This window comes from Saccharopolyspora antimicrobica, assembly GCF_003635025.1.
In the GTDB taxonomy this organism is placed as follows: domain Bacteria; phylum Actinomycetota; class Actinomycetes; order Mycobacteriales; family Pseudonocardiaceae; genus Saccharopolyspora; species Saccharopolyspora antimicrobica.
The window spans coordinates 2,143,982-2,169,615 of sequence record NZ_RBXX01000002.1 but is presented as its reverse complement, the minus strand read 5'-3'; the positions used below and the strand labels follow the sequence as shown (position 1 = coordinate 2,169,615).

27 protein-coding genes are annotated in these 25,634 nt (G+C 68.5%); 14 read left to right on the top strand and 13 right to left on the bottom strand.

What is annotated here, in order from left to right:
- Positions 1 to 89: 89 nt before the first annotated feature.
- Positions 90 to 662: a copper chaperone PCu(A)C domain-containing protein gene (locus ATL45_RS10650; protein ID WP_246025267.1), complete on the bottom strand. Its 573-nt coding sequence runs from the start codon at positions 660 to 662 to the stop codon at positions 90 to 92.
- A gap of 288 nt (positions 663 to 950) precedes the next feature.
- Between ATL45_RS10650 and ATL45_RS10645 the strand changes: the two genes are divergently transcribed.
- From ATL45_RS10645 to rlmB, 7 genes are all read left to right on the top strand, one after another.
- The gene (locus ATL45_RS10645) at positions 951 to 1,439 is read left to right on the top strand and encodes a CarD family transcriptional regulator (RefSeq protein WP_009947449.1); all 489 of its coding nucleotides are present in this window, start codon (positions 951 to 953) and stop codon (positions 1,437 to 1,439) included.
- Positions 1,440 to 1,458: 19 nt separating this feature from the next.
- Positions 1,459 to 2,163 carry a 2-C-methyl-D-erythritol 4-phosphate cytidylyltransferase gene (gene ispD / locus ATL45_RS10640; protein WP_093156522.1) on the top strand — a complete coding sequence of 235 codons (705 nt, stop codon included), beginning with the start codon at positions 1,459 to 1,461 and terminating at the stop codon, positions 2,161 to 2,163.
- Positions 2,160 to 2,642, top strand: a complete 483-nt coding sequence (gene ispF, locus ATL45_RS10635; protein WP_177242038.1) for a 2-C-methyl-D-erythritol 2,4-cyclodiphosphate synthase — start codon at positions 2,160 to 2,162, stop codon at positions 2,640 to 2,642. Before ispD ends, ispF begins: the two co-directional genes overlap by 4 nt.
- Positions 2,643 to 2,847: 205 nt before the next feature.
- Positions 2,848 to 3,063 carry a hypothetical protein gene (locus ATL45_RS10630; RefSeq protein ID WP_093156523.1) on the top strand — a complete coding sequence of 72 codons (216 nt, stop codon included), beginning with the start codon at positions 2,848 to 2,850 and terminating at the stop codon, positions 3,061 to 3,063.
- Between the two features lie 111 nt (positions 3,064 to 3,174).
- A complete protein-coding gene (locus tag ATL45_RS10625) occupies positions 3,175 to 3,855 on the top strand; it encodes an HAD family hydrolase (protein WP_093156617.1) in 681 nt (226 codons plus the stop codon).
- Positions 3,856 to 3,927: 72 nt separating this feature from the next.
- A complete protein-coding gene (gene cysS, locus ATL45_RS10620) occupies positions 3,928 to 5,322 on the top strand; it encodes a cysteine--tRNA ligase (RefSeq protein WP_093156525.1) in 1,395 nt (464 codons plus the stop codon).
- Between the two features lie 3 nt (positions 5,323 to 5,325).
- Complete coding sequence (gene rlmB / locus ATL45_RS10615; RefSeq protein ID WP_093156526.1) at positions 5,326 to 6,282, top strand: 23S rRNA (guanosine(2251)-2'-O)-methyltransferase RlmB; 957 nt, start codon at positions 5,326 to 5,328, stop codon at positions 6,280 to 6,282.
- A gap of 114 nt (positions 6,283 to 6,396) precedes the next feature.
- On the opposite strand, the gene ATL45_RS10610 is transcribed toward rlmB, so the two are convergent.
- Positions 6,397 to 7,215: an LURP-one-related family protein gene (locus tag ATL45_RS10610; RefSeq protein ID WP_093156528.1), complete on the bottom strand. Its 819-nt coding sequence runs from the start codon at positions 7,213 to 7,215 to the stop codon at positions 6,397 to 6,399.
- Positions 7,216 to 7,428: 213 nt separating this feature from the next.
- On the opposite strand from ATL45_RS10610, the gene ATL45_RS10605 reads away from it, so the two are divergent.
- The 4 genes from ATL45_RS10605 (at position 7,429) to ATL45_RS10590 (ending at position 13,074) form a co-directional block, all read left to right on the top strand.
- Positions 7,429 to 8,862 carry an MBOAT family O-acyltransferase gene (locus ATL45_RS10605; RefSeq protein ID WP_093156529.1) on the top strand — a complete coding sequence of 478 codons (1,434 nt, stop codon included), beginning with the start codon at positions 7,429 to 7,431 and terminating at the stop codon, positions 8,860 to 8,862.
- Between the two features lie 166 nt (positions 8,863 to 9,028).
- The gene (locus ATL45_RS10600; RefSeq protein ID WP_093156531.1) at positions 9,029 to 11,476 is read left to right on the top strand and encodes a P-loop NTPase fold protein; all 2,448 of its coding nucleotides are present in this window, start codon (positions 9,029 to 9,031) and stop codon (positions 11,474 to 11,476) included.
- A gap of 53 nt (positions 11,477 to 11,529) precedes the next feature.
- Positions 11,530 to 12,084: a hypothetical protein gene (locus ATL45_RS10595; protein WP_093156532.1), complete on the top strand. Its 555-nt coding sequence runs from the start codon at positions 11,530 to 11,532 to the stop codon at positions 12,082 to 12,084.
- A 288-nt stretch (positions 12,085 to 12,372) separates the two neighbouring features.
- Positions 12,373 to 13,074: a PP2C family protein-serine/threonine phosphatase gene (locus tag ATL45_RS10590; protein ID WP_170210212.1), complete on the top strand. Its 702-nt coding sequence runs from the start codon at positions 12,373 to 12,375 to the stop codon at positions 13,072 to 13,074.
- On the opposite strand, the gene ATL45_RS10585 is transcribed toward ATL45_RS10590, so the two are convergent.
- Complete coding sequence (locus tag ATL45_RS10585; RefSeq protein WP_093156536.1) at positions 13,061 to 13,420, bottom strand: VOC family protein; 360 nt, start codon at positions 13,418 to 13,420, stop codon at positions 13,061 to 13,063. The genes ATL45_RS10590 and ATL45_RS10585 overlap by 14 nt on opposite strands.
- Before the next feature lie 54 nt (positions 13,421 to 13,474).
- Positions 13,475 to 14,602: a toll/interleukin-1 receptor domain-containing protein gene (locus tag ATL45_RS10580; RefSeq protein WP_093156537.1), complete on the bottom strand. Its 1,128-nt coding sequence runs from the start codon at positions 14,600 to 14,602 to the stop codon at positions 13,475 to 13,477.
- A 167-nt stretch (positions 14,603 to 14,769) separates the two neighbouring features.
- Between ATL45_RS10580 and ATL45_RS10575 the strand changes: the two genes are divergently transcribed.
- Positions 14,770 to 16,047 (top strand): alginate O-acetyltransferase AlgX-related protein, encoded by a 1,278-nt coding sequence (locus ATL45_RS10575; RefSeq protein WP_093156539.1) that lies wholly within the window; start codon positions 14,770 to 14,772, stop codon positions 16,045 to 16,047.
- A 58-nt stretch (positions 16,048 to 16,105) separates the two neighbouring features.
- Here the strand turns inward: ATL45_RS10575 and thpD are convergent, their stop codons facing one another.
- From thpD to ATL45_RS10550, 5 genes are all read right to left on the bottom strand, one after another.
- Positions 16,106 to 17,008: an ectoine hydroxylase gene (gene thpD, locus ATL45_RS10570; RefSeq protein ID WP_093156540.1), complete on the bottom strand. Its 903-nt coding sequence runs from the start codon at positions 17,006 to 17,008 to the stop codon at positions 16,106 to 16,108.
- Between the two features lie 198 nt (positions 17,009 to 17,206).
- Positions 17,207 to 17,617, bottom strand: coding sequence for an ectoine synthase (locus tag ATL45_RS10565; RefSeq protein WP_093156542.1), 411 nt, complete (start codon positions 17,615 to 17,617; stop codon positions 17,207 to 17,209).
- Positions 17,618 to 17,750: 133 nt separating this feature from the next.
- Positions 17,751 to 18,998 carry a diaminobutyrate--2-oxoglutarate transaminase gene (ectB, locus tag ATL45_RS10560; protein ID WP_093156544.1) on the bottom strand — a complete coding sequence of 416 codons (1,248 nt, stop codon included), beginning with the start codon at positions 18,996 to 18,998 and terminating at the stop codon, positions 17,751 to 17,753.
- Positions 18,999 to 19,064: 66 nt separating this feature from the next.
- On the bottom strand, positions 19,065 to 19,571 hold the full coding sequence (ectA, locus tag ATL45_RS10555) for a diaminobutyrate acetyltransferase (protein ID WP_439332485.1): 507 nt from the start codon (positions 19,569 to 19,571) through the stop codon (positions 19,065 to 19,067).
- Between the two features lie 402 nt (positions 19,572 to 19,973).
- Positions 19,974 to 20,699, bottom strand: coding sequence for a S1 family peptidase (locus ATL45_RS10550; protein WP_093156547.1), 726 nt, complete (start codon positions 20,697 to 20,699; stop codon positions 19,974 to 19,976).
- A 264-nt stretch (positions 20,700 to 20,963) separates the two neighbouring features.
- Between ATL45_RS10550 and ATL45_RS10545 the strand changes: the two genes are divergently transcribed.
- The gene (locus tag ATL45_RS10545) at positions 20,964 to 22,124 is read left to right on the top strand and encodes an LPXTG cell wall anchor domain-containing protein (protein ID WP_093156548.1); all 1,161 of its coding nucleotides are present in this window, start codon (positions 20,964 to 20,966) and stop codon (positions 22,122 to 22,124) included.
- 115 nt (positions 22,125 to 22,239) lie between these two features.
- On the opposite strand, the gene ATL45_RS10540 is transcribed toward ATL45_RS10545, so the two are convergent.
- The 4 genes from ATL45_RS10540 to ATL45_RS10530 all read right to left on the bottom strand — a co-directional run bounded on the left by ATL45_RS10540 (position 22,240) and on the right by ATL45_RS10530 (position 24,056).
- Entirely contained in the window at positions 22,240 to 22,716 is a 477-nt protein-coding gene (locus tag ATL45_RS10540) for a DUF2127 domain-containing protein (RefSeq protein ID WP_093156550.1), read from the bottom strand.
- Between the two features lie 40 nt (positions 22,717 to 22,756).
- Positions 22,757 to 23,326, bottom strand: coding sequence for a dihydrofolate reductase family protein (locus tag ATL45_RS10535; protein WP_093156551.1), 570 nt, complete (start codon positions 23,324 to 23,326; stop codon positions 22,757 to 22,759).
- A 44-nt stretch (positions 23,327 to 23,370) separates the two neighbouring features.
- Positions 23,371 to 23,502, bottom strand: coding sequence for a hypothetical protein (locus ATL45_RS39980; RefSeq protein ID WP_256258532.1), 132 nt, complete (start codon positions 23,500 to 23,502; stop codon positions 23,371 to 23,373).
- A 98-nt stretch (positions 23,503 to 23,600) separates the two neighbouring features.
- Positions 23,601 to 24,056 (bottom strand): GNAT family N-acetyltransferase, encoded by a 456-nt coding sequence (locus tag ATL45_RS10530; protein ID WP_093156553.1) that lies wholly within the window; start codon positions 24,054 to 24,056, stop codon positions 23,601 to 23,603.
- A gap of 303 nt (positions 24,057 to 24,359) precedes the next feature.
- Between ATL45_RS10530 and ATL45_RS10525 the strand changes: the two genes are divergently transcribed.
- The gene (locus ATL45_RS10525; RefSeq protein WP_093156554.1) at positions 24,360 to 25,430 is read left to right on the top strand and encodes a chitinase; all 1,071 of its coding nucleotides are present in this window, start codon (positions 24,360 to 24,362) and stop codon (positions 25,428 to 25,430) included.
- Positions 25,431 to 25,634: the final 204 nt, after the last annotated feature.

The window sequence follows — 25,634 nt, the reverse complement described above, 5'->3', positions numbered from 1 at the left end:
CACTCAAAACGCTCACGGGCCACCACCAGCGGAAACGCAGATCGGGCCGCCCGCGCGGTGCGGACGGCCCGATCCGGGAAGCTGGGAGGTCAGTGACCGCCGCCGCCGTGCTCCTCGGGGCGCGGCGAGTGGTCGAGGCCGATCGGCACCTGGACGGTGACCGGGCCCGCCTTCTCGAAGACGAAGGTCACCGGGATGGTCACGCCGGGGGTGATGTCCTGCTTGAAGCCGTTCAGCGTGATCTGCACCTGGCGGTTGCCGACGGCCTCGGCCTGCGCCTTCAGCTCGGCGGAGGCGCCGGTGGCGTGCAGGGCGGTGCGGCTGGGCAGGTCGGTGACACCGCCGATGGTGGCCGGCGCGGTGGTGTAGCTGCTGGTGACCTGGACGAGCTTGTCGTTGACGCCCTCGTTGGCCAGCACGGCCTCCAGCGGCGCCGAGGACCCGGCCGGGTAGACCGTGCCGGTGCTCGGGAAGGTGAACATGGCGTTGCGGACGGCGATCTTCTGCACATCGCCGTTCCCGCCGTTCACGGCGGCGACCTGGGTGTCGGTCTCGGTCACCTGACCGGCACTGCACCCGGCGAGGGCAACGACGGCGCCGAGCCCGAGTGCGGCCGGGATCAACCGCAGGCGGACGGCCTTGTGGTGCTGAGGGCGGCTCACGGTTGCAGCGTCCTTCCTGATTGCCGGACAACCAGGTGGAGCTTAATGCCCCGCCCGCGCGGGGGTGCCCCAGGGTCTTGCCGAGCTACGCATGGAGCGCCCGCCGATCCGGCCGACATCGGTGTCCACAATGGACGATTTCAGTGGGCCGAAAGGTCGCGCCTTGCACGTTCGGGTGCCCTTTGTCAACCCCAGTCCATGGCTTGACCTGCGAATACGGGCGATGGGGCTTCGGGGGCGAGTTGCCCGGCGTGGTAAAGTGGGCATAGCGAAAGGGGCAGAGGACACATGGTTTTCAAGGTCGGAGAGACCGTCGTCTACCCGCATCACGGTGCCGCACTCATCGAAGCAATCGAGACTCGTGTGATCAAGGGCGAGGAGAAGCAGTACCTCGTCCTCAAGGTCGCGCAGGGCGACCTGACCGTGCGCGTTCCCGCGGACAACGCCGAGATCGTCGGCGTCCGGGACGTGGTCGGCCAGGAGGGTCTCGATCGGGTCTTCGACGTGCTGCGGGCCCCGCACACCGAAGAGCCCACGAACTGGTCTCGACGGTACAAGGCCAACCTGGAGAAGCTCGCCTCCGGCGATGTGAACAAGGTGGCCGAAGTGGTGCGCGACCTCTGGCGACGCGAGAAGGATCGTGGCCTGTCCGCAGGCGAGAAGCGGATGCTGGCGAAAGCCCGTCAGATCCTGGTGAGCGAGTTGGCGCTGGCCGAGGGGACTGACGAGGGCAAGGCGGAAACCCTGCTGGACGAAGTCCTCGCCACCGCGGTTTGATCATCGGGAACGGGCGAGCGTGAGCGTAGTCGCGCTGGTCCCCGCGGCAGGCCGCGGGGTGCGCTTGGGGTTGGGGATGCCCAAGGCGCTGGTTCCGGTGAATGGTGAATCGTTGTTGTTGCGCGCGGTCCGCGGCCTGCTGGCCGCGGGCTGCGTGCAGCACGTCGTCGTCGCGGCCCCGCCCGACCAGGTCGAGCTGGTGGCCGCTGAGCTGGCCGAGCTCCCGGCCGCGCACGTGGTGCCAGGGGGATCGGAGCGAACTGATTCGGTGCGCTTGGCGCTCGACGTCGTCGGGCGGATCGCACCGGACGCGCGGGTCGTGCTGGTGCACGACGCCGCACGTGCTTTCACCCCGGCCTCGGTGATCCGGGACGTCGTGCGGGCGGTCGAGCAGGGCGCGCCCGCGGTGATCCCGGTGCTGCCGGTGTCGGACACGATCAAGCGGGTGGACGAGTCCGGCGACGTCGTCGCGACCGTGGACCGCGCCGAGCTCCGGGCGGTCCAGACCCCGCAGGGCTTCGCCATCGACGTGCTGCGCGAGGCGTACGCGGCGGCCGGTGACATCGCCACCGACGACGCCGGTCTCGTCGAGCGGATCGGCGGCAAGGTGCACACCGTCGCGGGTCACCCGGACGCGCTGAAGATCACCACCGCGTTCGACCTGGCCGTCGCCGAGTCGGTGCTGGCCGCGGGCGCCCCGCAGAACACTGGAGAGCTCGCGTGACCGAACTGCTTCCCCGCGTCGGCCAGGGCGTCGACGTGCACCCGGTCGAACCCGGCCGCGACTGCTGGGTCGCGGGCCTGCTCTGGCCGGACGTCGACGGCTGCGCCGGCCACTCCGACGGCGACGTCGCCTCGCACGCGCTGTGCGACGCGCTGCTGTCGGCGGCCGGGCTGGGCGATCTCGGCGCGGTGTTCGGCACCGACGACGACCGTTGGGCGGGCGCGCACGGCGTGGACTTCCTGGCCGAGGTGCGCGAGCGCGTCGCAGCGGCCGGTTTTCGCATCGGCAACGCGACGGTGCAGGTGATCGGCAACGCGCCGCGCATCGGCAAGCGCCGCGAAGAAGCCCAGCAGGTGCTCTCGGAAGCGATCGGAGCGCCGGTGTCGGTCTCCGGCACCACCTCCGACGGCCTCGGCCTCACCGGCCGCGGCGAAGGCATCGCGGCGGTCGCCACCGCCCTGGTCTTCCCCACCGCCTGAGCCCCGGCGCTGTTTTCCGCCTCGCTCACCCGGGGCGGCGTCGATTTCGCGCGAGATCGACCAGCACCCGTCCGGCCGAGCCGCCTACGGGCTGGAAGCCGCCGAGTAACGGGTTGGTAGCTGGGCGTGACGGGTTGGCGGAGTCAGGGAAAACTCAGGGGCCGCGATCTGGAATGCCGGGGTCGGTGCGCGCCATGCTCGACGCATGGTGATCGAGCGGAACCGGTGGGTGCGTCGGCTGCTCGTTGTGCAGCCGATCGTGGTGTGGCCAGTGTCGTTCGTGCTGTGGTCCGGAGGTGATGGTCTCGGGCTGGCGCTGGCGGTGGTCCTGTTGTGGGCGAGCGCGGCGATCTCCGTCGCGGGGATCGTGGTCCCGATGCGCGGTGTCGATCGTTGCCGCGATTCCCGGAGGGCGGCGTGACGGGCGTTGCCGTTTCCAGGGCTCGCGGCGGGAGAAATCCGGTAATTCAACGCAGGTGAGCTTGGCCGCATGTCGGTGCCGGGTCGCTCCGGCACCTCTACCTTGGGCGTCGTGACTCTGCGCGCGGTGCTCTTCGACTTCTCCGGCACGCTGTTCCGCCTCGAGGAAGATCCGTCCTGGTACGCCGATCTCACCGATGCCGACGGTGCCCCGTTCGACCTGGCCGCCCAGGCCGAGATCATGCGGCGGATGACCGCGCCTACCGGGCAGATCGTCCAGCTCGATGCCGAGTACCAGCACGCCTGGGACAACCGCGACCTCGATCCCGAGCTGCATCGCAAGGTCTACGTCGAGGTGCTGCGCAGCTCCGGCGTCCAGGACGGCGAGGCCGACGGGCTCTACGAGCGCTTGATCGACCCCGACTACTGGACCGAGTACCCGGACACCGCCGAGGTGCTGCGCAGGCTGCACGAATCCGGCGTGAAGGTCGGCGTGATCAGCAACATCGCCTTCGACATCCGTCCCGCTTTCGAGCGGATCGGTGTCACCCAGTACGTGGATGAGTTCCTGCTGTCCTACCTCGAGGGCGTCATCAAGCCGGACCCGAAGATCTTCCTGCGCGCCTGCGAGCGGCTGGGCGTGGAGCCGTCGGAGGCCCTGATGGTCGGCGACAGCGAAGAGGCCGATGGCGGGGCCGCCGCGGTGGGTTGCCAGGTGGCGATCGTGGAGCCGACGCCCACCGCGCAGCGCCGCGACGCCCTGCTGACCGCCGCGGGCGACTTGCTGCGCTGACCGTCACTGCGGTCTTGACGTGACCGCCCCTGTCGTGATTCGGCGCGGACCGGCCCCCGTACCATCGGGGTTGTGAGCCTGCACCTGCATGACACTGCGACCCGCACGACGCGCGAATTCCACCCGCGCTGCGCCGGAGTGGCGTCGATCTACGTCTGTGGTGCCACGGTGCAGGGCGTCCCACACGTCGGCCACGTCCGCAGCGGCCTGAACTTCGACGTGCTCCGCCGCTGGTTGCAGCACCAGGGCTACGACACGCGCCTGGTCCGCAACGTGACCGACATCGACGACAAGATCCTCACCAAGGCCGTCGAGGCGGGTCGGCCCTGGTGGGAGTGGGCCGCCACGCACGAGCGCGCCTTCGAGCGCGCCTACGACCAGCTCGGCTGCCTGCCGCCGTCGGCGCTGCCCCGCGCGACCGGGCACGTGACGCAGATGGTCGACCTCATCCAGCGCCTGATCGACAAGGGCCACGCCTACGCGGCGGGCGGCGACGTCTACTTCTCGGTCGCCTCCTACGCCGACCACTACGGCAAGCTGTCCGGGCAGCGCCTCGACGAGGTGCAGCAGGGCGAGACGCTGGCCAGCGGCAAGCAGGACCCGCGCGACTTCACGCTGTGGAAGGGCGCCAAGCCGGGCGAGCCGAGCTGGCCGACGCCGTGGGGCAACGGCCGGCCGGGCTGGCACCTGGAGTGCTCGGCGATGGCCACCTTCTACCTGGGCAGCGAGTTCGACATCCACGGCGGCGGGCTCGACCTGGTCTTCCCGCACCACGAGAACGAGATGGCGCAGGCCAACGCGGCCGGCGACGGGTTCGCCCGGTACTGGATGCACAACGCCTGGGTGACGATGAGCGGCGAGAAGATGTCGAAGTCGCTCGGCAACGTGCTGTCCATCCCGGAGGTGCTCAAGCGGGCCCGGGCGGCCGAGCTGCGGTACTACCTGGTCACCCCGCACTACCGGTCCAACCTCGAGTTCTCGGAGGCGGGCCTGTCCGAGGCGGTGGCCACCTACCGCCGCATCGAGTCGTTCGTGCGTCGGGTCGGGCAGCGCGCCGGTGCCGTCGAGCCCGGCGAGGTGACCGCCGAGTTCGCCGCGGCGATGGACGACGACCTGTCGACGCCGCAGGCGATCGCGGCGGTGCACAACGTGGTCCGCGAGGGCAACGCGGCGCTGGACCGGGGCGACGACGAGTCGGCCCGCGGCGCGGCGGCGTCCGTGCGGGCGATGACCGGCGTGCTCGGGCTGGACCCGCTGTCCGAGCAGTGGGCCGAGGACTCGGGCGCGGACGACGCCGCGCAGCGCGCGCTCGGCGATCTGGTCGATGCCATGCTGGAGCAGCGCAAGCAGGCCCGCGCGGAGCGCGATTTCGCCACCGCCGATCTGCTGCGCGACCGGCTGCTGGCCAGCGGGATTGCCGTCGAGGACACCCCCGACGGTCCGATGTGGACATTGAAAGACGGGTAACACGTGGCTGGCAACGACAAGCGCCGCGGCGGCATGCGCAAGACCAACAAGAAGGGCATGGTCGTCGGCTCCGGCGGTCAGCGGCGCAGGGGGCTGAAGGGCAAGGGCCCGACGCCGAAGGCGGAGGACCGCGTCAGCCACCCCGCGAAGCGGCGCGCGGACGCGCGCTCGAAGGCCGAGCAGCAGCGCGCGAAGCGCCAGGCGGCGGCGGAGACGCAGCCGGAGCTGGTGGCCGGGCGCAACCCGGTGGTGGAGTGCATCCGCGCGGGTGTGCCCGCGAGCGGGCTGTACGTCGCGCAGGGCATCGACATCGACGACCGGGTCACCGAAGCGGTCCGGGAGGCGAAGGCGCGCGGCATCTCGGTCGTCGACGTCCCGCGCATCGAGCTGGACCGGATGACCAACAACGCGATGCACCAGGGCCTCGCGCTCCAGGTGCCGCCGTTCAAGTACGCGCACCCGGAGGACGTGCTGCAAGCGGCCCACGACTCCGGTCTGCCGCCGCTGATCGTGGCCCTCGACGGCGTCACCGATCCGCGCAACCTCGGTGCGGTGATCCGCTCGGCGGCGGCCTTCGGCGCGCACGGCGTGATCGTCCCGCAGCGCCGCAGCGCCGGGATCACGGCCGTGGCCTGGCGGACGAGCGCGGGCACGGCGGCGCAGCTCCCGGTGGCCAAGGCGGTGAACCTGACCCGCACGCTGAAGGACCTCAAGAGCGAGGGCCTGATGGTGATCGGGCTCGACGCGGACGCCGACGTGACCTCGGACGAGCTGGAGCTGGCGACCGGGCCGCTGGTGGTGGTCGTGGGTTCGGAGGGCCGGGGCCTGTCCCGCCTGGTCCGCGAGACCTGCGACCAGACGGTTTCGATCCCGATGGCAGCGGGCATCGAGTCCCTCAACGCCTCGGTGGCGGCCGGTGTGGTCCTCTCCGAGGTGGCGCGTCGCCGCCGGATCAGCTGAGTCGTCCTTGGTGCCGTGAGTGTTTTGTGTTGCTATAGCGACACAAAACGCTCACGGCCCCACCCACGACCAAACCTTCCCCACCACCGAACTCGCGCCACCGAGCTCGCGCCGCTACTGCTGCTGGCTGGCGATGGTGTCGAAGGTGAGGGCCGAGGCCAGGACCATGCTCAGGAGCGGGTCCTGGAGCGGGCGGTGGATCTGCAGGACGTAGTTGTCCGCCGTGGTGAAGGCGGCCTTCGCCAGGCCCTGCCAGGTCTTGGTGATCTGGCCGATCTGCTGGTCGGCGTGGTCGACGATCTTGATGTCCCACGCGCGCAGGTTCTCGGCCCGCATGCCGCCGATGCGCTGGCCGCCGATCTCGAAGTCGAAGCGGGGCTTGCCCCAGACGTTCGCCAGCTTGATCTCGCCGACCGGTGACTGGTCCGGGCGCTGCACCTGGACCTTGCCCTTCCACACGGTGGCCGGGCGGGTCAGCAGCAGCACCGGGCGGCCGGTGACGTCCCGGATCTCCAGCTTGACCGTCATCAGCGAGTCGAGCTTGGTCAGCACCCGCAGGGCCTTCTGCGCGCCGCTCTGGCCGGTCTGCACGACCGAGCCGAGCTGCCGTCCGTGCTGGTCGTAGATGGCGTACTGGTTCGACATCTCGATCAGCTTCGCCTGCTGGTTGATCACCAGCACCGGCTCGGTGAACAGGGTGCCCCCGCCGCCCGCGACCGGCCCGCCGACCCCGGCGCGCTGCTGCACCTGCTGCTGGATGGACGCCGAGTCGCCGGTCCCGCCCACGGAGAGCTCCAGCTCGGAGCCGTCGCCCTGCGGCGGCGCCGGGGCCCGCGCCGGCTGCACGTGCGGGGTCCACTGGTGGCCGTCCCACCAGCGGACGTAGCGCTGATCTGCCTGGTCTGGGTACCAGCCCGGCGGGGGAGCGTTCATGAGCCCCAGGCTAGGTGATCCGCGCGGCCGCTGTACCCGGTTCGCCGGTGCGCCCGCGAACTCGTTTCGCCTGGTCAGGACAAAGCGGATCAAAGCCAGGTTTTGACCCGTTCCGTTTCGGCACGGTGACGTTCCGGGCTCGGCTAGAGTCCGATTCAGCAATCCTGAAGTGCTCCAAGGGGAGGCGAGGGCCTCCCGTACCCCGAGGCCCCGATGTCGTTCGCAAGCCCCCTGTTCCTCTGGTACTTCCTGCCCGCTGTGCTGGCAGCAGTGCTGATCGCGCCGCGCACCGGGCGCAACGCCGTGGTCGCGGTGGCCAGCCTGCTGTTCTACGCCAGCGGCGCGGGCGGCACCACACTGCTGCTGCTCGCGTGCATCGTGGTGAACTACTTCGCCGGGCTGCGGCTGGAACCGGTCGAGTGGGGCTTCGAGCGGAACCGGCGGCGCTGGGTGCTGATCGGCACCGTGTCGTTCAACCTGGCGATCCTGGCGGTGTGGAAGTACGCCGGTTTCGCCACCGAGCAGCTGGCGGTGCTCAGCAGCTGGTTCGGCGGCGACTTCCCGGTGCTGGAGCTGGCGCTGCCGATCGGCATCTCCTTCTACACGTTCCACCACATCTCCTACGTGGTGGACATCTACCGCGGCGAGCGGCCCGCGCTGCGCAACCCGGTCTCGTTCATCACCTACATCGCGATGTTCCCGCAGCTGGTGGCGGGTCCGATCGTGCGCTACCGGGAGATCGCCGACCAGCTGCCGCAGGAGCGCACGCACCGGCTCGACGACATCGCGGCCGGGTTCCCGCGCTTCGCGTGGGGGTTGACGAAGAAGGTCGTGATCGCCGACACGCTGGCGCCGATGGTGGACGCCTGCTTCGCGACGCCGGACGAGGACATGACGTTCGCGATCGCCTGGCTCGGCGCGATCGGCTACGCGATGCAGCTGTACTTCGACTTCTCCGGCTACTCGGACATGGCCATCGGGCTGGGCCGGATGCTGGGGTTCCGGCTGCCGGAGAACTTCGCCCGGCCGTACTCCTCGGTGACGGTCACCGAGTTCTGGCGCCGCTGGCACATGTCGCTGTCGCGCTGGTTCCGCGACTACGTCTACATCCCGCTCGGCGGCAACCGGGGCGGCCCGGCCCGCACCTACCGCAACCTGGCGATCATCTTCGTGCTGACCGGCTTCTGGCACGGCGCGGCCTGGACGTACCTGGTGTGGGGCCTGTTCCACGGCCTGCTGCTGGTCGTCGAGCGGCGGTTCGGCTGGGCCCACGCCCCGTCCGACCTCCGCGCCCGAATCGCCCGCCGCGCGCTGACGATGCTGCTGGTGGTGATCGGCTGGGTCTTCTTCCGCTCGCCGGACCTGACCAGTGCGTTCGTCATGCTGGGGCACATGCTGGTCCCGGACTTCGCGGGCCTGACCGACATCGTGGCGGCGGCGGTGACCAACCAGCGCCTGGTGTTCCTGCTGCTGGCGCTGGTGGTGGTCTTCCTCCCGGCGAACGCGGGCACCGGCCCGTTCCTGGAGTCGGTCCGGACCCGCCGGGCCAAGGCCCTCCGCATCGGCGTCCTGACCCTGGGCCTCGGCTACTCCGGCCTCCTCGTCGCCACCGGTTCCTTCAGCCCCTTCCTCTACTACCAGTTCTGATTTCGATCGCGCTTTGACCAGGTATCAGTATCGACGAAGAGCATGGAAACCAGCCGAACTTCAGTTTCGCTAGTCCGCTCGGGTGCTGTCGGAGGCTGGCTCCGACCGAAAGCGCCCGTGAGCGCGCGGCTTTTGGCATGATCTACTTCCCTGACGAGGGAGGATCATGACGAGCAGTAAGCCACGGTTCGTCTCGCAGGCCCCGGCACGCGCTGAAGATGGCCAGGAACGCCTGTTCAGGACGCGGGAAAAGTTCCACAACAACCTGGAGCACATCGCCGACCACATCGTCTACTCCCAAGCAGGCGGGGGCGGCAACGATGGCTGGGGGTCGTCGATGACCTTCGCCATCTACGGCGAGTGGGGCAGCGGAAAGTCCACGAGTCTGGAATACATCAAGTACCTCGCCGCCGAAGCTGCGAAGCGAAACGAACTGCAGCAACCCAGGTTCACGCACTTCTCAGCGCCCGTGTGGGAGCGGCATGGTGACGTTCGCGCTGCGCTTTCCTACGAAATCCTGCACCAGTTCGCCCCTGGCCAGCTGGGGTTGTTCGCCGGGAAGCTGAGCCAGCTGCGCGGGGTCGAAGTGAGCTCGCCGGTGGCCTACACCCACGAGGATGCCGACTTCTACGCGAATGTGGCCTACTTCGACGCGTTGGGCCGGATACCGTCCGCGCCTCCGCTGTTGGAGGAGTGGATTCGCGCCGAGATCCGGCAGGAGAACGCCGACAACCCCGTGCCGCCGTACGTGGTGCTCGTGGACGACCTCGACCGGTGCAGCCCGAAGTTCACCGCCGAACTCCTCGCGGCGATGAACTACTGGGACACCTCCACGAGCATTGATCTGTTCTTCATCCTCGCGGCCAGCCGGGAGCACCTGCTGGCTTCACTGCGGGAACACCTGCCCTTGGGTGCGCGGTATCCGGAACAGGCCCTGGAGAAGTACGTCCACGTCGAGATCGCCGTTCCCCGGATGCTCTCCGACCACCGCGAGATCGGCGATTATCTCGCCGTGCTGTTCGAGCAGGCGGTGCAGAGGGCCGATCTGGACAGCGAGCGCAGGTTAGAATTCGTCGAGTTCCTCAGGCAATCGGTCGAGCGCTATCCGAATGGACCGTTGGCGCCCCTGCTGGAGTACGAGCGCGGCAGTACCACGCCCCGTTCGATCAAGCACCGGTTGAACACCTTCCTGACCGAATTCGCGCCACAGGCGAAGCTGACCGACGAACTTCTCAAGCAGTGGGTCGTCAAGGCGTTCTGGCCGGACTTCTGGTCCGAGCACGTGCGCCCGGCGTCTGCGGATCCCGACGGTGCTGCGTTCGGCGCGACGCTCGAGCGGGTCACCGCCATCGGAGACGTACTGCTGCCGCAGTGCCATCTCGAGCATGGCGAACTGGTGCCGATGGTGGAGTTCCTGGCCCGGAGCATGGGAATCGACCCGGTGCCCCCAGAACTCGCCGTCTACCTGGCGCGCGAGCCGCGCTTCGCCTACCGCTCTCCCGAGGAGGGCGTCGCGATCGACAACACCGAGGCACAGTTCCACCGCCAGAAGGCGCAGCAGTTGCGTGAGCCGGCTGACTACGACGCGTACCGGCTGAGTCTGCTGGCAGAGCAGGAATTCCGGAATGGCGATTCAGACAAGGCTCGTGAGTGCCTGCTTGAGATCGCGCGGATCGCCGAAAACTCCGGAACGGAACGGGTAAGCACGGGGCGCGCCGCATTGATTGCTGAGCGGATGATGGAAACCGAGCTTGCCCTGAGGCTCTACAATCATGCGTTGAGAATCGAGTCGGACAACTACAACCTGATCTACAACTACCTCGATTTTGTGCTGTCAGAGCAGTTGTCCGAGCAGTTGTCCGAGCTGCTTCCTCAGGTGGAAGCTCTGTTGGAGCGACTGCGAACCGGGGAGTCGGATCTGCCACCGGACCAGGTCAAGGCGCTGGTAGTCCGGCTTGGCGTTGTTAAGGACATGCCCGAAGCGCAGCTCCAAGCCGGCATCGACGAGCTGCTCGACCACTTGTCCGAGGAACCGACGTTCGAGGGCTTGACGACGATCCTGCGCATCGGCCACGACGTGCTCGGTCCGCAGCGGATTCGCCGGGCATGCCGTGTGGTGGCCGAGTCCGGCCTCAACGACGAGGAGCTCTACAGAACTCTGCGTTTGCTGGCTGACGGGCTCGGGTCCTTCAGCGATAATACCGAGGAAGTCGAATCCGCTGAAATATACCGATTCCTGCTGTTCAGCGGAATCAGCCAAGTCCGTGAGGCCGACGAGGACACGATCGCGCTAAAGAACAATCTCTCGATGCAGTTGGTCGGACTCAATTTTCATCGGGCGGCTGCCCTACTGCTTCAGGAGGTCTACGCGTTCCGGCCCAACGACCTGGCGACCCGCCGCGCCCTAGCGCAAATTCTGGATCGCCTCGGCTGGGAGCAGGAGGCAACGGGCGTCATGCTCGGCCATGAGGTCTCGGACATCCCGTTGGAGCCTGAACCCGAGGTCGCCCACCGGTTTGATCCGGACATCGATCCCTGGTGGGAACGTCTGGTGCGTTCGGGGCTGGAGCCTCCGGAGGGGAGGGGACCGGATTGGCTCCGGCTGAGCCGCTGAGTCGTCTTCGCGGGGAGGACCAGCGGAAGGTCAATTGGTGGCTGGTCGGGGGGTTGACCGCGGTCGGCGTCGTGATCCTGGTCATGGGGTGTGCGTTACCCGCATACCTGCAGAACGTCGCCATCAACGTGGGCACTTCGCTGGTGTTGTTCGCAGGCTTGGCGTTCGCGGAAGGGCGGATCCTGCGCGCCGTGCGTCGCGTCCTGTTCTTCGACGCGCAGGGTCGCATCCGCGAGTTGCTCGCGGAGCGCGCCAAGATCGACTCAGTTGCGGCGGAAGCGGACGAGACCCGGGAAGTGATGATCCGCAACACTCTGACCAGGGTCGGTGACTACGTGCTCGGCGCGGGGTTCAGCCAGGACCGGCCGGCACCCGGCCAACGCGGACTGACGTTCTGCCATCACGGGGCGCAGGTTCGGTGGGAGATCCGCTACGACGCGGCCTTGCTGGAGCAGGTCATTACCCACCGCGGCGAGAAGTTCGCTCACGAGCAGGTTGTGCTGCCGGACAAGGCAGCTCTGCCGGATCTGCGCAAACGGCTGGCCATCTTCGAGCGCAAGACCGGCGATATCGCCATGGCCCTGCTGCGCTTCCTCGAAACTCGCTAGCGAGGTCAACTCCTTAGCGTGGCCTGGCTCGCCTTGACGCGCAAAACCTCGAGAGGCGCCACCCGGACCTGGGGGGGTGATCGACAGGGGCTAAGACAAAGAACAGGCAGGTTGTGGGCCCTGGAGCGGCGGATGCTTGACTCTTCCCGGGGAAGGTACATCGGGTCGGCTGTGCTTGACCCGGTGTGATCTGCGGACTCGGATTGCGAGATCGTGCGAACCTCAGCGGGCGGTGGCCGTCTTCCGATCGAGCAGTTCGACCGGTCAACCCAACGGAGGGGATCCGAAGTGAGCAGCACGCTTGTCGCCGGCGCGGCGACGCACCAGGGCGGACGCAGGAACAACCAGGACGCGGTGGTCGTCGGTGACGGGCTGTTCGGGCTCGCGGACGGGGTGGGCGGGCTGTCGAGCGGGGAGGTCGCCAGCAGGCTCGCGCTGGACGCGCTGAACGCGGACTTCGCCACCGATCGCAGCTCCGCCGGGCTGCTGCACGCCTGCCAGCAGGCCAACCGGGCGGTGCTCAGACGCGCGGACCGCGAGGCGGTGACCATGGGCACCACGCTGGTCGCCGTGGCGATGACGACCGACGCCGGCGTCGTGGCCGCGCACGTGGGCGACTCGCGGCTCTACCGGCTCCGCAACGGGAACCTCGAACTGCTGACCCGCGATCACACCGTCATCGCGGAGCTGCTGCGCGCGGGGGCGGTCAGCGAGGACGCGGCCGACGAGCACCCGCACCGCAACGTGCTCACCCGGGCGATCGGCGTCGGCCCGGAGGTCGAGGTCGACCGCATCGAGCTGTCCTGCCTGCCGGGCGACCGGCTGCTGATCTGCTCGGACGGCCTGTTCAAGACGCTGTCCACCGAGGAGATCGAGGAGATCCTGGGCTCGGAGCCGAACCCGCAGGACGCCGCTGAGCAGCTCGTCGAGGCCGCGGTGGAGCAGCACTCCGACGACAACGTCAGCGCGGTCGTGGTCAACGCCGAGTAGCTCCGATGTGGACCGAGTTGCCGTCGGGATCGGCGACGGTGGCCACCCGTTCGCCCCACGGCATGTCCTGCGGTTCCCGGCGGACCGGTGTGCCTGCCTCGCGCAGCTCGGCCACGGCCCGGTCGACGTCGTCGGTGTAGAGCCACAGCGCGAAGTGCTCGCCGAGCCCGGCCGTCGCGTCCTGGGCGAGGCCGAGTTTGAGGTCGCCGGAGCGGAGCGTCACGAACTGCGCGTCGCCCTCGGCGGGGAACCGGTACTCCGGCTGGAACCCGAGCAGGTCGCGGTAGAAGCGCATCGCCCGGTCGAGATCCGGGCCGGACAGGATCGGGAACGCGTCGCGGTACATGCGCGGACGCTATCGCGGGCGCACGACGGCTGACCGGGCGAAGCGCCGGTGGGCTCAGCCGTCGTTCGGGCGCGGGGGCACCTGCAGGGCGTCCATCTGCTTGACCCAGTTCTGGATGACCTCGTCGCCGTCGACCATGAGGGTCAGGCCTTTTCGCAGCTCGCGGAGAACCGGGCGCAGATTGCGCGATTCCCGCTCGACGGGCTCGATCGTCGACACCAACTCCTTCAACGCCCCCAGGCCTTCCGCCGAGCCGGAGGCCATCTGCCGGACCAGGTCGAAGAAGTTGCGGGCGTCCTCGGCGCTGGCCGACTTCTGCCTGAGTTCGCCGGGCATGCGTGCGAGGATCGCTTGCATGCCCAGGTCCACCGTGTGGAGTTGGGCGGCGAATTCGTTGCCCAGTCTCGCGATCTGCTCTGCCGGAGGCTTCAGCTCCTGCGCGAACCGGTTGAAGATCGCGTTCCTGGCGGCCGATCCCTGTCCTCGGGCATCGCTGGCCTGGATCTCCTCTCCTGCGGTGGTGGCGAGCTCCTCGATGCGGAGGATCTCCGCCGTGATCCGGCGAACCGTCTCCGTCCACATGGGCATGACTTCCTCGGCCTTGGCCACCACGTCGACGAATCCCGGCGCGGACGGGATCGGCTCCTGCCTGGCCGCGGCGTCGCTGCTGTCCACCGTTTCAGCGGCGGTCGCGGCTTCCGCGAGCCGTTGCGCCAGTCGTGCCACTGCTTTCCGGTACTCCGGAGATGTGGTGGCCGCGAACCGGAGATCGGTCCAGTCGACCCACTGGAAGGCGCGGGTGCGCGCGATCAGCTCGTCGGTCGGCGGTTCCTCGCGGAGTTCGGGGAAGTCGATGTAGAGGATGGGCAGGATCAGCTCGGTGAGGCCGAGCACTCGGGCCTTCTTGATGAAGAAGTCCAGCTCGCGGCGGCATTCCTGGCTCCGGAAGTAGCGCCGCGTGAGCACCGGGATGAAGAAGGCCACGTCAGCGAGGGTGCCGTCGATCTTGGAGCGCCAGTCATCGCCCCAGGAGATCTCGTCGCGGTCCAGGAACAGGTCGATCTGCTCACCGGTGATCATCTCGTACTGCGCCACGACGTCCCGGGCGAGCTGCGCGATTCTGCCGGATTCCGCGGCGTCGTCCGCGTGGACGTAGGACAAGAACCCCTTGGCGCTCGACATGTTCCCGCTTCCCTGGTTGATTCCGCGCAGTGGTCTGGATCGTCTCAGCGGTGCTCGGGGCGCTGCGGCCCCGGATCTGCGCTTCACCCGAATAGATCAGCTGGGTGCTGCTCGTGGATCTGCGAGTTTTCGAACGGTCGCGGTGAGTGGCCGGTTAACGTTGGGGTGTGTCGCGGCAGAAGAAGCTCCCCCCGGTCCACGAGGCGTGGTTGCCGCGGGAGCACCCGCTGCACCGGCCGCGGCACGGCAGGCGGCAGCTCGCGGCGCTGGTGTGCGCCGTCCTGTTCTTCACCGCGCCCCTGGTGAGCTGGGTCTTCGGGGCTCGTCCCGCGCAGCTGGAGAACCGGCCGCTGGCGGCCTTCCCGAGCGTCACCGAGGGCTGGGGCTTCTTCACCGGGATGAACGCCTGGGCCACCGATCACCTGCCGTTCCGGCGGCAGGCCGTGCAGTCGGTGGACGCGCTCAGCCGCGGCGTCTTCGGCGAGCCCGCTCGGCTGGACGGCGGTTCGCACACCTCGCCGGTGGGCGCCGGGCAGGTCGACGAGAAGCCGCAGATCGACGAGAACGTGTTCCCCGCGGTCATCGAGGGCAAGGGCGGCTGGCTGTACCTGGGGCACGACGTGTCCTACCGGTGCGTGCCGAAGCGCTCGCTGGACGAGGTGATCGCCGGGCTGCGCCGCTGGCGCGCCGTCGTGGAGGCGTCCGGGCGGAAGTTCCAGCTCGTCGTCGCCCCTGACAAGTCCACTGTGTACCCGGAGAACCTGCCGGACGCCTACGCGGGCGAGGACTGCTCGACGAAGGCCCGCGAGGAGTTCTGGAAGCGCGTTCCGCGCGAGACCGGCGCGCTGGACATGCGGAACCAGCTGCGCGAGGTGGCCGCGCGCAACCAGCGGCCGATCTACCACGACATCGACACGCACTGGACGCACGAGGGCGGCATCACCATGGCCTACCAGCTCGCCGAACGCCTGGAGCCGGGCGCGACGCGCGACTGGAAGGTCCGGCCGTCGCGGCAGTACCCGCACAGCGCGGACATCCCGGACCTGCTGGGCCAGGACCGCACCGTGCCGATCCAGGCGTACTCGCTGGCGCCGGACGGCAGCGACGTGGACAACACCCAGTTCAAGCCGAGCGACTTCCACGAGCCGCTGCACCTGGAATCACCGCCGAAGCCGGGCATGGTCACCCGGCCGATGCGGATGGTGGGCGACTCGTTCACCCAGTTCGCCAGCCCGTACCTGGCGGCGTCCTTCACCGACCTGACGATCGTGCACCCGGACCAGGTCGCGGTGGACCCGGAAGCGGCTGGCCGGCTCCTCGCCGAAGGCGAGATCGTGACCTTCGAGCTCTCCGAGCGCTTCGTCGCAGGAGGCCGTTACCCGATGCTCGACGCAGCGGTCGCCGACAAGGCAGGCGCGGTCCTGGCAGCCCACCCCATCCGCTGACCCGCGGGCCGTGAGCGCTTTGGGGCGCCACAGCACCCCAAAGCGCTCACGGATCCGGTCAGCGGGTGAGCGGGGTGTGGTCCTGGGACGCGATGAAGCGCGGGCGCGGGATCTGCGCCGCGAACGGGCGTTCCAGGGTGTTCTCCACGCTGTTGAACACGATGAAGATGTTCGAGCGGGGGAACGGCGTGATGTTGTTGCCGGAGGCGTGCATGCAGTTCGAGTCGAACCACAGGGCCGAGCCCGCCGGGCCGGTGAACTGCTCGATGCCGTGCTCGTAGGCCATCCGCGTGATGGCTTCCTCGCTGGGCACCCCGACGCGCTGCTCCTTGAGCGAGGACTTGTAGTTGTCCTCGGGCGTTTCGCCTGCGCAGGGCACGAACGTCCGGTGCGAGCCCGGCATGATCATCAGACCGCCGTTGAACGCGTAGTTGTCGGTGAGAGCGATCGAGATGCTGACCGCTCGCATCGCCGGCATGCCGTCCTCGGCGTGCCAGGTCTCGAAGTCCGAGTGCCAGTAGAAGCCGGTGCCCCGGTAACCGGGCATGTAGTTGATCCGGCTCTGGTGCACGTACACGTCCGAGCCGAGGATCTGCCGGGCCCGGTCCAGCACCCGCGGGTCGCGGGCCAGCTCGGCGATCAGCTCGCTGGTGCGGTGCACCTCGAAGATCGAGCGGACCTCGTCCGACGACCGCTCGACGATGGTGCGCTCGTCCGCGCGCACCGCCGGATCGCTGGTGAGCCGTTCCAGCTCCTGCCAGTACGTCTGCACCTCAGCCGGGGACAGCAGCCCCTCCACGACGTGGAAGCCCTTGACCTCGTGCGAGCGGAGCTCCGCCGCGCTGGCCGGGCCCGCGTCCACGCCGGGCCACACGGTGGGGTCGTCCCGGTCGATCGGGGACGGTTCGGCGCCCACCCGGGTCGGGTAGCGGTCCTGGGTGCTGAGTTCAGCGACGGTCATGGGGTTGCGCCTCCTTCGCGAATTCCCGCCGGAGCGGTCGGTGCCGTCGGCACCGCCGCCATTTCTCGGTTCCTCGGTTAGAAGCGGCACGCACTCGGCGCGCCCGCAACTCCCCCCGAGCAGGGGGAGACCAGTTGTGCGCGTGGCGGGTAACCAACCAGGGTTACCCGCCACGGGCGCTGGACAAGCGCGGTGGGCTCAGTTGGCCGCCGTCGCCTCGTCCTCTTCGATGATCAGGGGGTACACGCCGTCCTCGTCGTGCACCTCGCGCCCGGTCACCGGCGGGTTGAACACGCAGACGGTCTTCATCTCGGTGCGCGGCCGGACCTGGTGCTTGTCGGCGTTGTTGAGCACGTAGATCGAACCCGGCTTGAGCTGGTGCACCTCGCCGGTCGCCTTGTTCTCGACCTCGCCCTCACCGGAGGTGATGAACACGGCCTCGATGTGGTTGGCGTACCAGAAGTCGTTCACCGTGCCCGCGTAGAGCGTGGTCTCGTGCACCGAGAAGCCGAGCTTGTCCTTGGCCAGGACGATCCGCTTGCTGCGCCAGTTCTCCGTCTTGATGTCGGCGTCGGTGTCCTCGATTTCCGACAGGTGCCGGACGATCACGTTTCCTCCATGGTGGATCTCAGTACTAGTTCGCGCGCCTCGCGCACTGCCGCAGATTCTCAGAGGTGCCCTCGCGAGAACAGTCCCGGCACGCGGATTCGCCTCATCCGTGTGCCGGGATGCTCAGCGCAGGTCAGGCCAGCACTTCGCGGACCGACTCGCGGATGATCTGCAGGCCCTTCTCCAGCTCGTCGTCCGAGACGGTCAGCGGCGGCATGATCTTCAGCACCTCGCTGGACGGGCCCGAGGTCTCCACCAGCAGTTTGCGGTCGAACGCCGCCTTGGAGACCTTGCCCGCCACGTTGAGGTCGTCGAAGCCGATGCCGCGCGCCAGGCCGCGGCCCTTCGAGATGGCCCCGCCGTGCTCGGTGGCGATCTCCTCCAGCACCGCGCCGACCCGCTCGCCCTTGGCGACGGTCGCCTTCTCCAGCGAGTCGTCGGCCCAGTACTGCTTGATGGCCTCGGTCGCGGTGATGAACGCCGGGCTGTTGCCGCGGAAGGTGCCGTTGTGCTCGCCCGGCTCCCACACGTCGTGCTCCGGCTTGATCAGCGTCAGCGCCATCGGCAGGCCGTAGCCGCCGATGGACTTCGACAGGCAGACGATGTCGGGCTGGATGCCCGCCTCTTCGAAGCTGAAGAACGGGCCGGTGCGGCCGCAGCCCATCTGCACGTCGTCGACGATCATCAGCATGCCGTGCTTCTGGCACAGGTCGTAGAGCCCGCGCAGCCACTCCGGCCGGGACGAGTTGATGCCGCCCTCGCCCTGCAGCGTCTCGACGATGACCGCGGCCGGCTCGTTGAGCCCGCTACCGCTGTCCTCGAGCATCTTCTCGAAGTACAGGAAGTCGGGGACCTGGCCGTCGAAGTAGTCGTCGTAGGGCATCGGCGTGGCGTGCACCAGCGGGATGCCCGCGCCGCCGCGCTTCATCGAGTTGCCGGTCACCGACAGCGAACCCAGCGTCATGCCGTGGAAGGCGTTGGTGAAGCTGATGATCGACTCGCGGCCGGTGATCTTGCGGACCAGCTTCAGCGCCGACTCGACCGAGTTGGTGCCGGTCGGGCCGGGGAACTGGACCTTGTAGTTCAGCCCGCGCGGTTCGAGCACGTTCTGCTGGAAGGCCTGCAGGAACTCGCCCTTGGCGACGGTGGACTGGTCCAGGGCGTGGGTGACGCCGTCCCGCTCCAGGTACTCGAGGAGCTTGCGTTTGAGCGCCGGGTTGTTGTGCCCGTAGTTGAGCGCCCCCGCGCCGGCGAAGAAGTCCAGGTAGGCGGTGCCGTCCTGGTCGTACAGGTAGCTGCCGGAGGCGCGGTCGAACACCGTCGGCCAGGTGCGGCAGTAGCTGCGGACTTCGGATTCCAGGGTTGCGAAGATGTCGTTCACGGATCCTCCGTTCGTGCCGGGCGGCGCACTGCGGGCGCGCCTCGGCAGCAGGCAAGGCTTCGTGCGTCAGCGGCCGTTCGCGGCTGCGACAGCGGGGGCCGCGGCGAACGGCCCGATGCGGTACAGGTCTTCTCCCAGGTGCGCGTCCGGGAACAGGTCGGCGGTGAACAGCTCGCTGCGCTGCAGTTCCGCCGAGCGGCTGCGCGCCAGCGCGGTGAACAGCTTGATCGAAGCGGCGTTGTCCGGGGTGATCGTCGTCTCCAGGTACCGGATCCCGCGCGGCTGCACGCGGTCCACCAGGTGCCCCAGGAGCCGACTGGCCACGCCACCACCGCGCTGGGAGGCATCGACGGCGATCTGCCACACCACCAGGGTGTCGGGGGCGTCGGGCCGGATGTACCCGGTCACGAAGCCCACCACCGCTCCGTCGATGCGCGCCACCGCTGAGGTCTGCGCGAAGTCCCGGCACCACAACAGATAGGCGTAGGACGAGTTCACGTCGAGCACCGCCGAATCACGGGTGATCCGGTAGAGCTCGGGGCCGTCCGCGACGACCGGAGTGTCGATCTCCAACCGCCCGGCTGAACCGCTCTCGCCAATTCGTTCGTCGATGTTATGGCTCGGTTTGTCGCCGGTCATGCTTCGCCAACTTAACAGAACATCCGTAACGCGTCAGGTTCGCGGAGCGATAACCACTCGTCTACCAGGCGAGACGCGATTTTGCACGTGAGAAGCACTACAGAAACGTTGATTTGTGCTCTGACGCGGTGCTAACCGCGCGCCGCGCGTATTATTGATCAATTCATTCGCATGCGCTCTGACCTGCGGAAACGCCGAATTCCCGCGCTGTTCGCACGGGTGTGTCGGAGATGATTTTCGATAGCCGAAAAAACTGCTCCCGAAGACGAAATCCAAACGCGAACGGTCCGCCCGGGTGCCGGCACGCACCCGAGCGGACCGCCGACCGCGTGGGATCTACACGCCCGCCACGGACTGGATCCAGTCGCGGTATTGGGTGATGTTGGTGTAGGCCGTGGTGGTCTGCCGGTCACTGGTGGAGGCCACGCCGACCTGCACGTTCCCGGAGAACATCGGGCCGCCGGAGTCGCCGCCGGCCGGGATGCCGTCGCCGCGGCGCGCGCACACCGCGGTGCCGCCGCGGTAGTCGCTGCACGCGATGTTGGTCACCTGCACGTCGGCGACCTTCAGGCGCTGCGACTGGCACTGGATCTCGGGGAGGTTGGTGCAGGTGGCGCCCCAGCCGTAGGTCTGCACGGTCTGGCCGACCTGGACGTCGCCGACCGAGCCCAGCGGCGCGTACTCGGCCTGCACGGCGCGGTCGATGTTGACCAGCGCGAGGTCGGCGCTGGGGTGGGTCGTGACGCCGCCGGGCTTGGCGTTGGCCTTCTCGCCCTGCGTCTGGTCGAGGTTGCCGATGTTGAAGCTCAGCTGCCCACCGCCTGCGACGCAGTGCTGCGCGGTGAGGATCCACTCGGGCGCGATGATGGTGGCCGAGCAGTTCTCCCGGCCGTCGGCGAACAGCCGGGCGGCCCACGGCGCGTGCTCCGCGTACCGGCCGTCGATGATGTAGGGCTGGACGTCCGAGGACGGGGCTTGCTCGGCGGCCTGGGCCGGAGCGACGAACGCCGCGGCGGCCAGGACGGCCCCGACGACGCCGGCGAGGTTTCGGGCGAGGGACACGCTGATCTCCTTCGGTTCGCGAGGAACGCAGCTGGTTCGAACCGAAATGCACTCTTCACTCGATCGAGTGAAGATGTCCATTTGTTGGACACAATTCGCCAAATTAACGGCGAACCCGCGGAAATCGATCAAGGTGTTGACCCGGGAAAACTCGGTGAATTCCCGGATTTCCCGCGGGTATGGCGATCGGGTGAGCGCGAGGCCTCCGGACACGCCGAGATCGATGCGCCTGCGCAGTCCACAGAGGACTCTTAGGCTCCGCGTGTGATCAGAGCGACCCATTCGATCCTCGCCGCGGTGGCAGCCGTGGCCGTGGCCGCCGCGGGGCCGACTGCGGCCGCCCAGCAGACCGTCGCCGAGAGCTCGCTGCTGCAGCTGGACGTCACCGCCGTTCCGCAGGCCGGCGTCGGCGGCTTCAGCGGCGAGCTCGGTGCGGTTTCCGCCGGTCCGGGCAACGACATCGCCTCGTGGGACCAGAGCGACCCGGAGGGCGTGCGGAGCCACGTCAACGGCTGGCACGGCGGCCCGACGCCGCCCGGCACCTCGACCGTGCAGGTCACCGACAGCGCCGGATCGCGCGAGGCCAGCGCCGCCTGGAGCGGTTTCGGCATCTCCGCGACCGAAGGCGGCCCGAACCTGCTCAGCTTCGGCGCGCTGCACACCTGGGCCCGCTGCACCCAGGCGCCGCTGGCCAGCAGCGAGGAGGCGTACGCGGCGACCGACTCGAACTCGATCTACCTGTTCGACGACACGACCCGCCCGCTGCCCGCCGGGAGGTCCGCGGTGGAGACCACCGGCGCGCGGATGGGGCTGTCCGGGATCGGCGACGTGACGCTGACGATCGACGTCGCCCGGATCCAGGAGACCTACGCCCACGGCGCGCACGCGGCGATCCGGATCCAGGTGCACGCGGTCATGCGCGACACCTCGGGCGAGACCGTCTTCGACGGCGGGCTGATGGACGTGACGGCCGGCGAAGTCAGCGTCGAGTGCGAGTCCGCCCCGCCGACGTCGGAGCCGCCGACGCCCGAACCTCCGACCTCGGAACCTCCGACCTCCTCGACGGAAAGCCCGGAACCGCCGACCTCGTCGACGGACACGTCGGAGCCGCCGACGTCCACGACCTCGCCGTGCCCGCCGCCTCCGAGCTGCGACCAGGAGTCGTGCCCGCAACCGCCTCCGACCTGCACCGAACCGCCGGACTGCGCGGAGAACCCCGGGGCGCCGGGCTGCGGTGAACCGCCCTCCGGCGGTGGTGATCTGCCCGGCGGCGAGCAGCCCGGTGACGGCTCTGACGGCTCATCGCCGGGGATCGATCACCTGGCCCAGACCGGTGTGCCGACCGGCGCGCTGAGCATCGCCGGTGCCGCGTTGCTGGCCGCTGGCGCGCTGCTCCTCGTGGTGCTGCGCAGGAAGAAGGTCTGACCGCCGGTTCTCGCTCCACCCGTCGCCCGACACGCTCCGGTGTGTCGGGCGACGGTCTTTTCCCGGGTTTGCCCGGGAATTCCCGGCAAAGCTGGCATATTTCGCAGTACTGCGGTCACGTTCGCCGGTGGCGCAGTTCCAGGTACTCCTTGACGACCAGGATGATGATCACCACGTCGATCGCGGCGAGCAGCGGCAGCACGATCGAACCGGTCCGCGCCGCGCGGAGCACCTCGAAGACGACGAACAGGCCCAGCGCCGCGACCGCAACCGGGTACATCGGCAGGATCTTGCGGAGCAGCGCGATCACCAGCACCAGCTTGATCGCGCCGTGCAGGAGCAGGTAGGCGATCACGAACGTCCGGTCGCCGTCGGCGAAGTGCCGCACCGCCTCCTCGAAGTGCCCGGCCAACGCCCCCTCGGGCGGCCCGACCAGGTCGCGGGTGACGATCGCGTGCGCGAGCCGGGTGATGGTGTCCGGTGGCAGGAAGGCGAGCACGATCCCGCCGATCAGCTGCACCGCGCCGTCCAGCCCCTTGATCAGGACGGCGGCCAGGAAGAGCTTGTCGGTCAACGTGTTCTGCCCGCGCACCGCCCCATCATGCGTGCGCCGATCGAGCTCGGCAGCGAGCTCACTTGCGCGTGTAGGTGTGGATCGCCGCTCCGCTGCCGAGGACGTGAGAGCCGGTGAGGGCGAGGTGCGTCGGAGTCACCTCGCCGTCGAACACGCCGATGCCGGTGCCGAGGACGAACGGGTAGATCTTCAGCACCAGTTCGTCGATCTCCGGCAGCAGCGCGGCGGCGAGCTTGCCGCCGCCGGCCAGCCAGATCCCGCCGCCCGGTCGGTTCTTGAGCTCCTTCACCGCGGTGAGCGGGTCGCCGACGATGACGTTGATCGCCGGATCGGGGCTGGTGAGGCCCGACGAGACCACGTACTGCTCCAGGTGGGAGTAAGGGCTGGTGACGCCCTGTGCCACGCCCGGCTCGTAGGTACCGCGGCCCATCACGACCGCGTCGAAGCGGTCGCCCAGGTCGGTGACGCCCATGGCTTCGTGCAGGTGCGTCGGCAGCGTCTGCGGGTACTCCGCGACGATGTGCTCCACCAGCCCGTCCGGCAGCGGGAAGAAGGCGTCGAGCGAGCCGTCGGTCGCGGCGATGCAGCCGTCGACGCTGGATCCGATGAAGTAGGTCAGCTTTCGCATCGAGTTCTCCTGTGCGGGGTGGTCAGGCTGCTGCGGGGTGTCGGTCAGCGGTGACCGCCGGGCTTGGGCAGCGGCCGCCGGACCGGGAACGAGCGGGGGACGTGCGGCCGCGGGGTGTGCCGCTTGCCGCCGTGCGGCGTCGGGAAGCCGGACTGGGCGTTGAAGGGCTTTCGCATGTGACAACCACTCCGTTCGAAGCACTGCGCTTGAAGTACTTCAAGCGTAGTACTCCACTTGTAGTGGTGTCAACGGTGAATTCGAGCGGCGCTGACGGTCAGAGGCGCTTGGTCAGGAAGACGCTGTTGGGGTCCGGGCGGTAGTCGGCGAACGGCTCGCACCGCGTGAAGCCGTGCTTGGCGTAGAGGCGGCGGGCGGGCTCGAAGAAGCCGAACGACCCGGTTTCCAGGCTCAGCCGGGAGAATCCGCGCTGCCGCGCGCTGGCGGTGATGTGCTCCAGCAAGCGGGATGCCAGGCCGCGGTTCTGGTGCGTCGGGGCGACTCGCATCGACTTGAGCTCCGCGTGCTCGGCGTCCAGCGCCTTCAGTGCTCCGCAGGCGACCACGGCATCGCCGTCGCGCATCGACCAGAAGGTGATCTCGGGGCGGCGCAGCGCGTCGAGGTCGAGCGCGTGGGTGCTCTCCGGCGGGGAGATCGCCCGCAGCTCCGCGACGTGGGCGGTGAGGAATTCGGCGATCTCCGGCCCGGTCAGGTCGTCGACGATGATCTGCACGCGTTGCTCCGTTCGGCTGAGTCCCGGCTGATCATCCGGGACCCCGGTTTCGGTGGGGAAACGGCGGTGTGACGGCCGTGTTTCCGCTGGTCGGGCTCCGTGAGTGTTTTGGGGTGCCATAGCGACCCAAAACGCTCACGGCAGTCCACCTGCGAAAACCTGCCCTAAATTGGTAAATACCACTGCGCCGGAAGTCTTGTTTTCGACCTGCCCGCTTGGCATAAAGGTTTCCATTGGAATTCATCGAATGAATTCGATTCAGGACCAATTTCGGAACTGGTCCGGTCGAGAGGGGAGCGGCACATGGCCGGTCGGATGAAACGCCTGCTCGGAGCCGGTCTGGCGGTGGCCTTCACCGCCGTCCTTCCGGTGTTCCCGGCCGCGGCGGACACGTCGGGTCCCGCGCCCGAGGCGGCGGCCAGCTGCCCGGTGAAGTCGAAACCGCAAGGCAAAGTGCTGCACGGCTATTGGGAAAACTGGGACGGCGCGGCGAATGGCGTGCACCCGCCGTTCGGCTGGACGCCGATCACCAACCCGGAGATCCGCCAGCACGGCTACAACGTGATCAACGCGGCCTTCCCGGTCATCCGCTCCGACGGCACGGTGCTGTGGGAGGACGGCATGGACAGCACCGTCAAGGTGGCCACGCCCGAGGAGATGTGCCAGGCGAAGGCGGACGGCCTCACCATCCTGATGTCGATCGGCGGCGCGACCGCGGGCATCGACCTGTCCTCCAGCGCGGTCGCCGACCGGTTCGTCGAAACCGTGGTGCCGATCCTCAAGAAGTACAACTTCGACGGCATCGACATCGACATCGAGACCGGCCTGACCGGCAGCGGGAACATCAACCAGCTGTCGCCGTCGCAGGCCAACCTGATCCGCATCATCGACGGCGTGCTGGCCCAGATGCCGGCCAACTTCGGCCTCACGATGGCCCCGGAGACGGCCTACGTGACCGGCGGCAGCGTGACCTACGGCTCGATCTGGGGCGCCTACCTGCCGATCGTGAAGAAGTACGCGGACAACGGCCGCCTCTGGTGGCTGAACATGCAGTACTACAACGGCAGCATGTACGGCTGCTCCGGCGACTCGTACCAGGCGGGCACCGTCGAGGGCTTCACGAAGCAGACGGACTGCCTGAACAACGGCCTGGTCGTCCAGGGCACGACGATCAAGGTGCCCTACGACAAGCAGGTCCCGGGGCTGCCCGCCCAGCCGGGCGCGGGCGGCGGCTACATGTCCCCGAACCTGGTGGCCCAGGCCTGGAACAACTACAACGGCAACCTGAAGGGCCTGATGACCTGGTCCCTCAACTGGGACGGCTCGAAGAACTGGACCTTCGGCAACAACGTCAAGTCCCTCCAGGGCCGCTGACCGACGAAAACCGCTGCCCCGCCCGGATTTCCCGAGCGGGGCACGTCGCCGCGCAAGTCGTTCGCGGGGGAACGCACTTTCGAGGGATTCATTCGCAAGATCGGTGCTGGAACGCGCCGCCGCCGGTAGACAGGTCTGGTCGGCCTGCCTTCCCGTCTCCGGAGCTGGTCGAATTCTCCGGATATGCAGCAGAATGTGGACTAT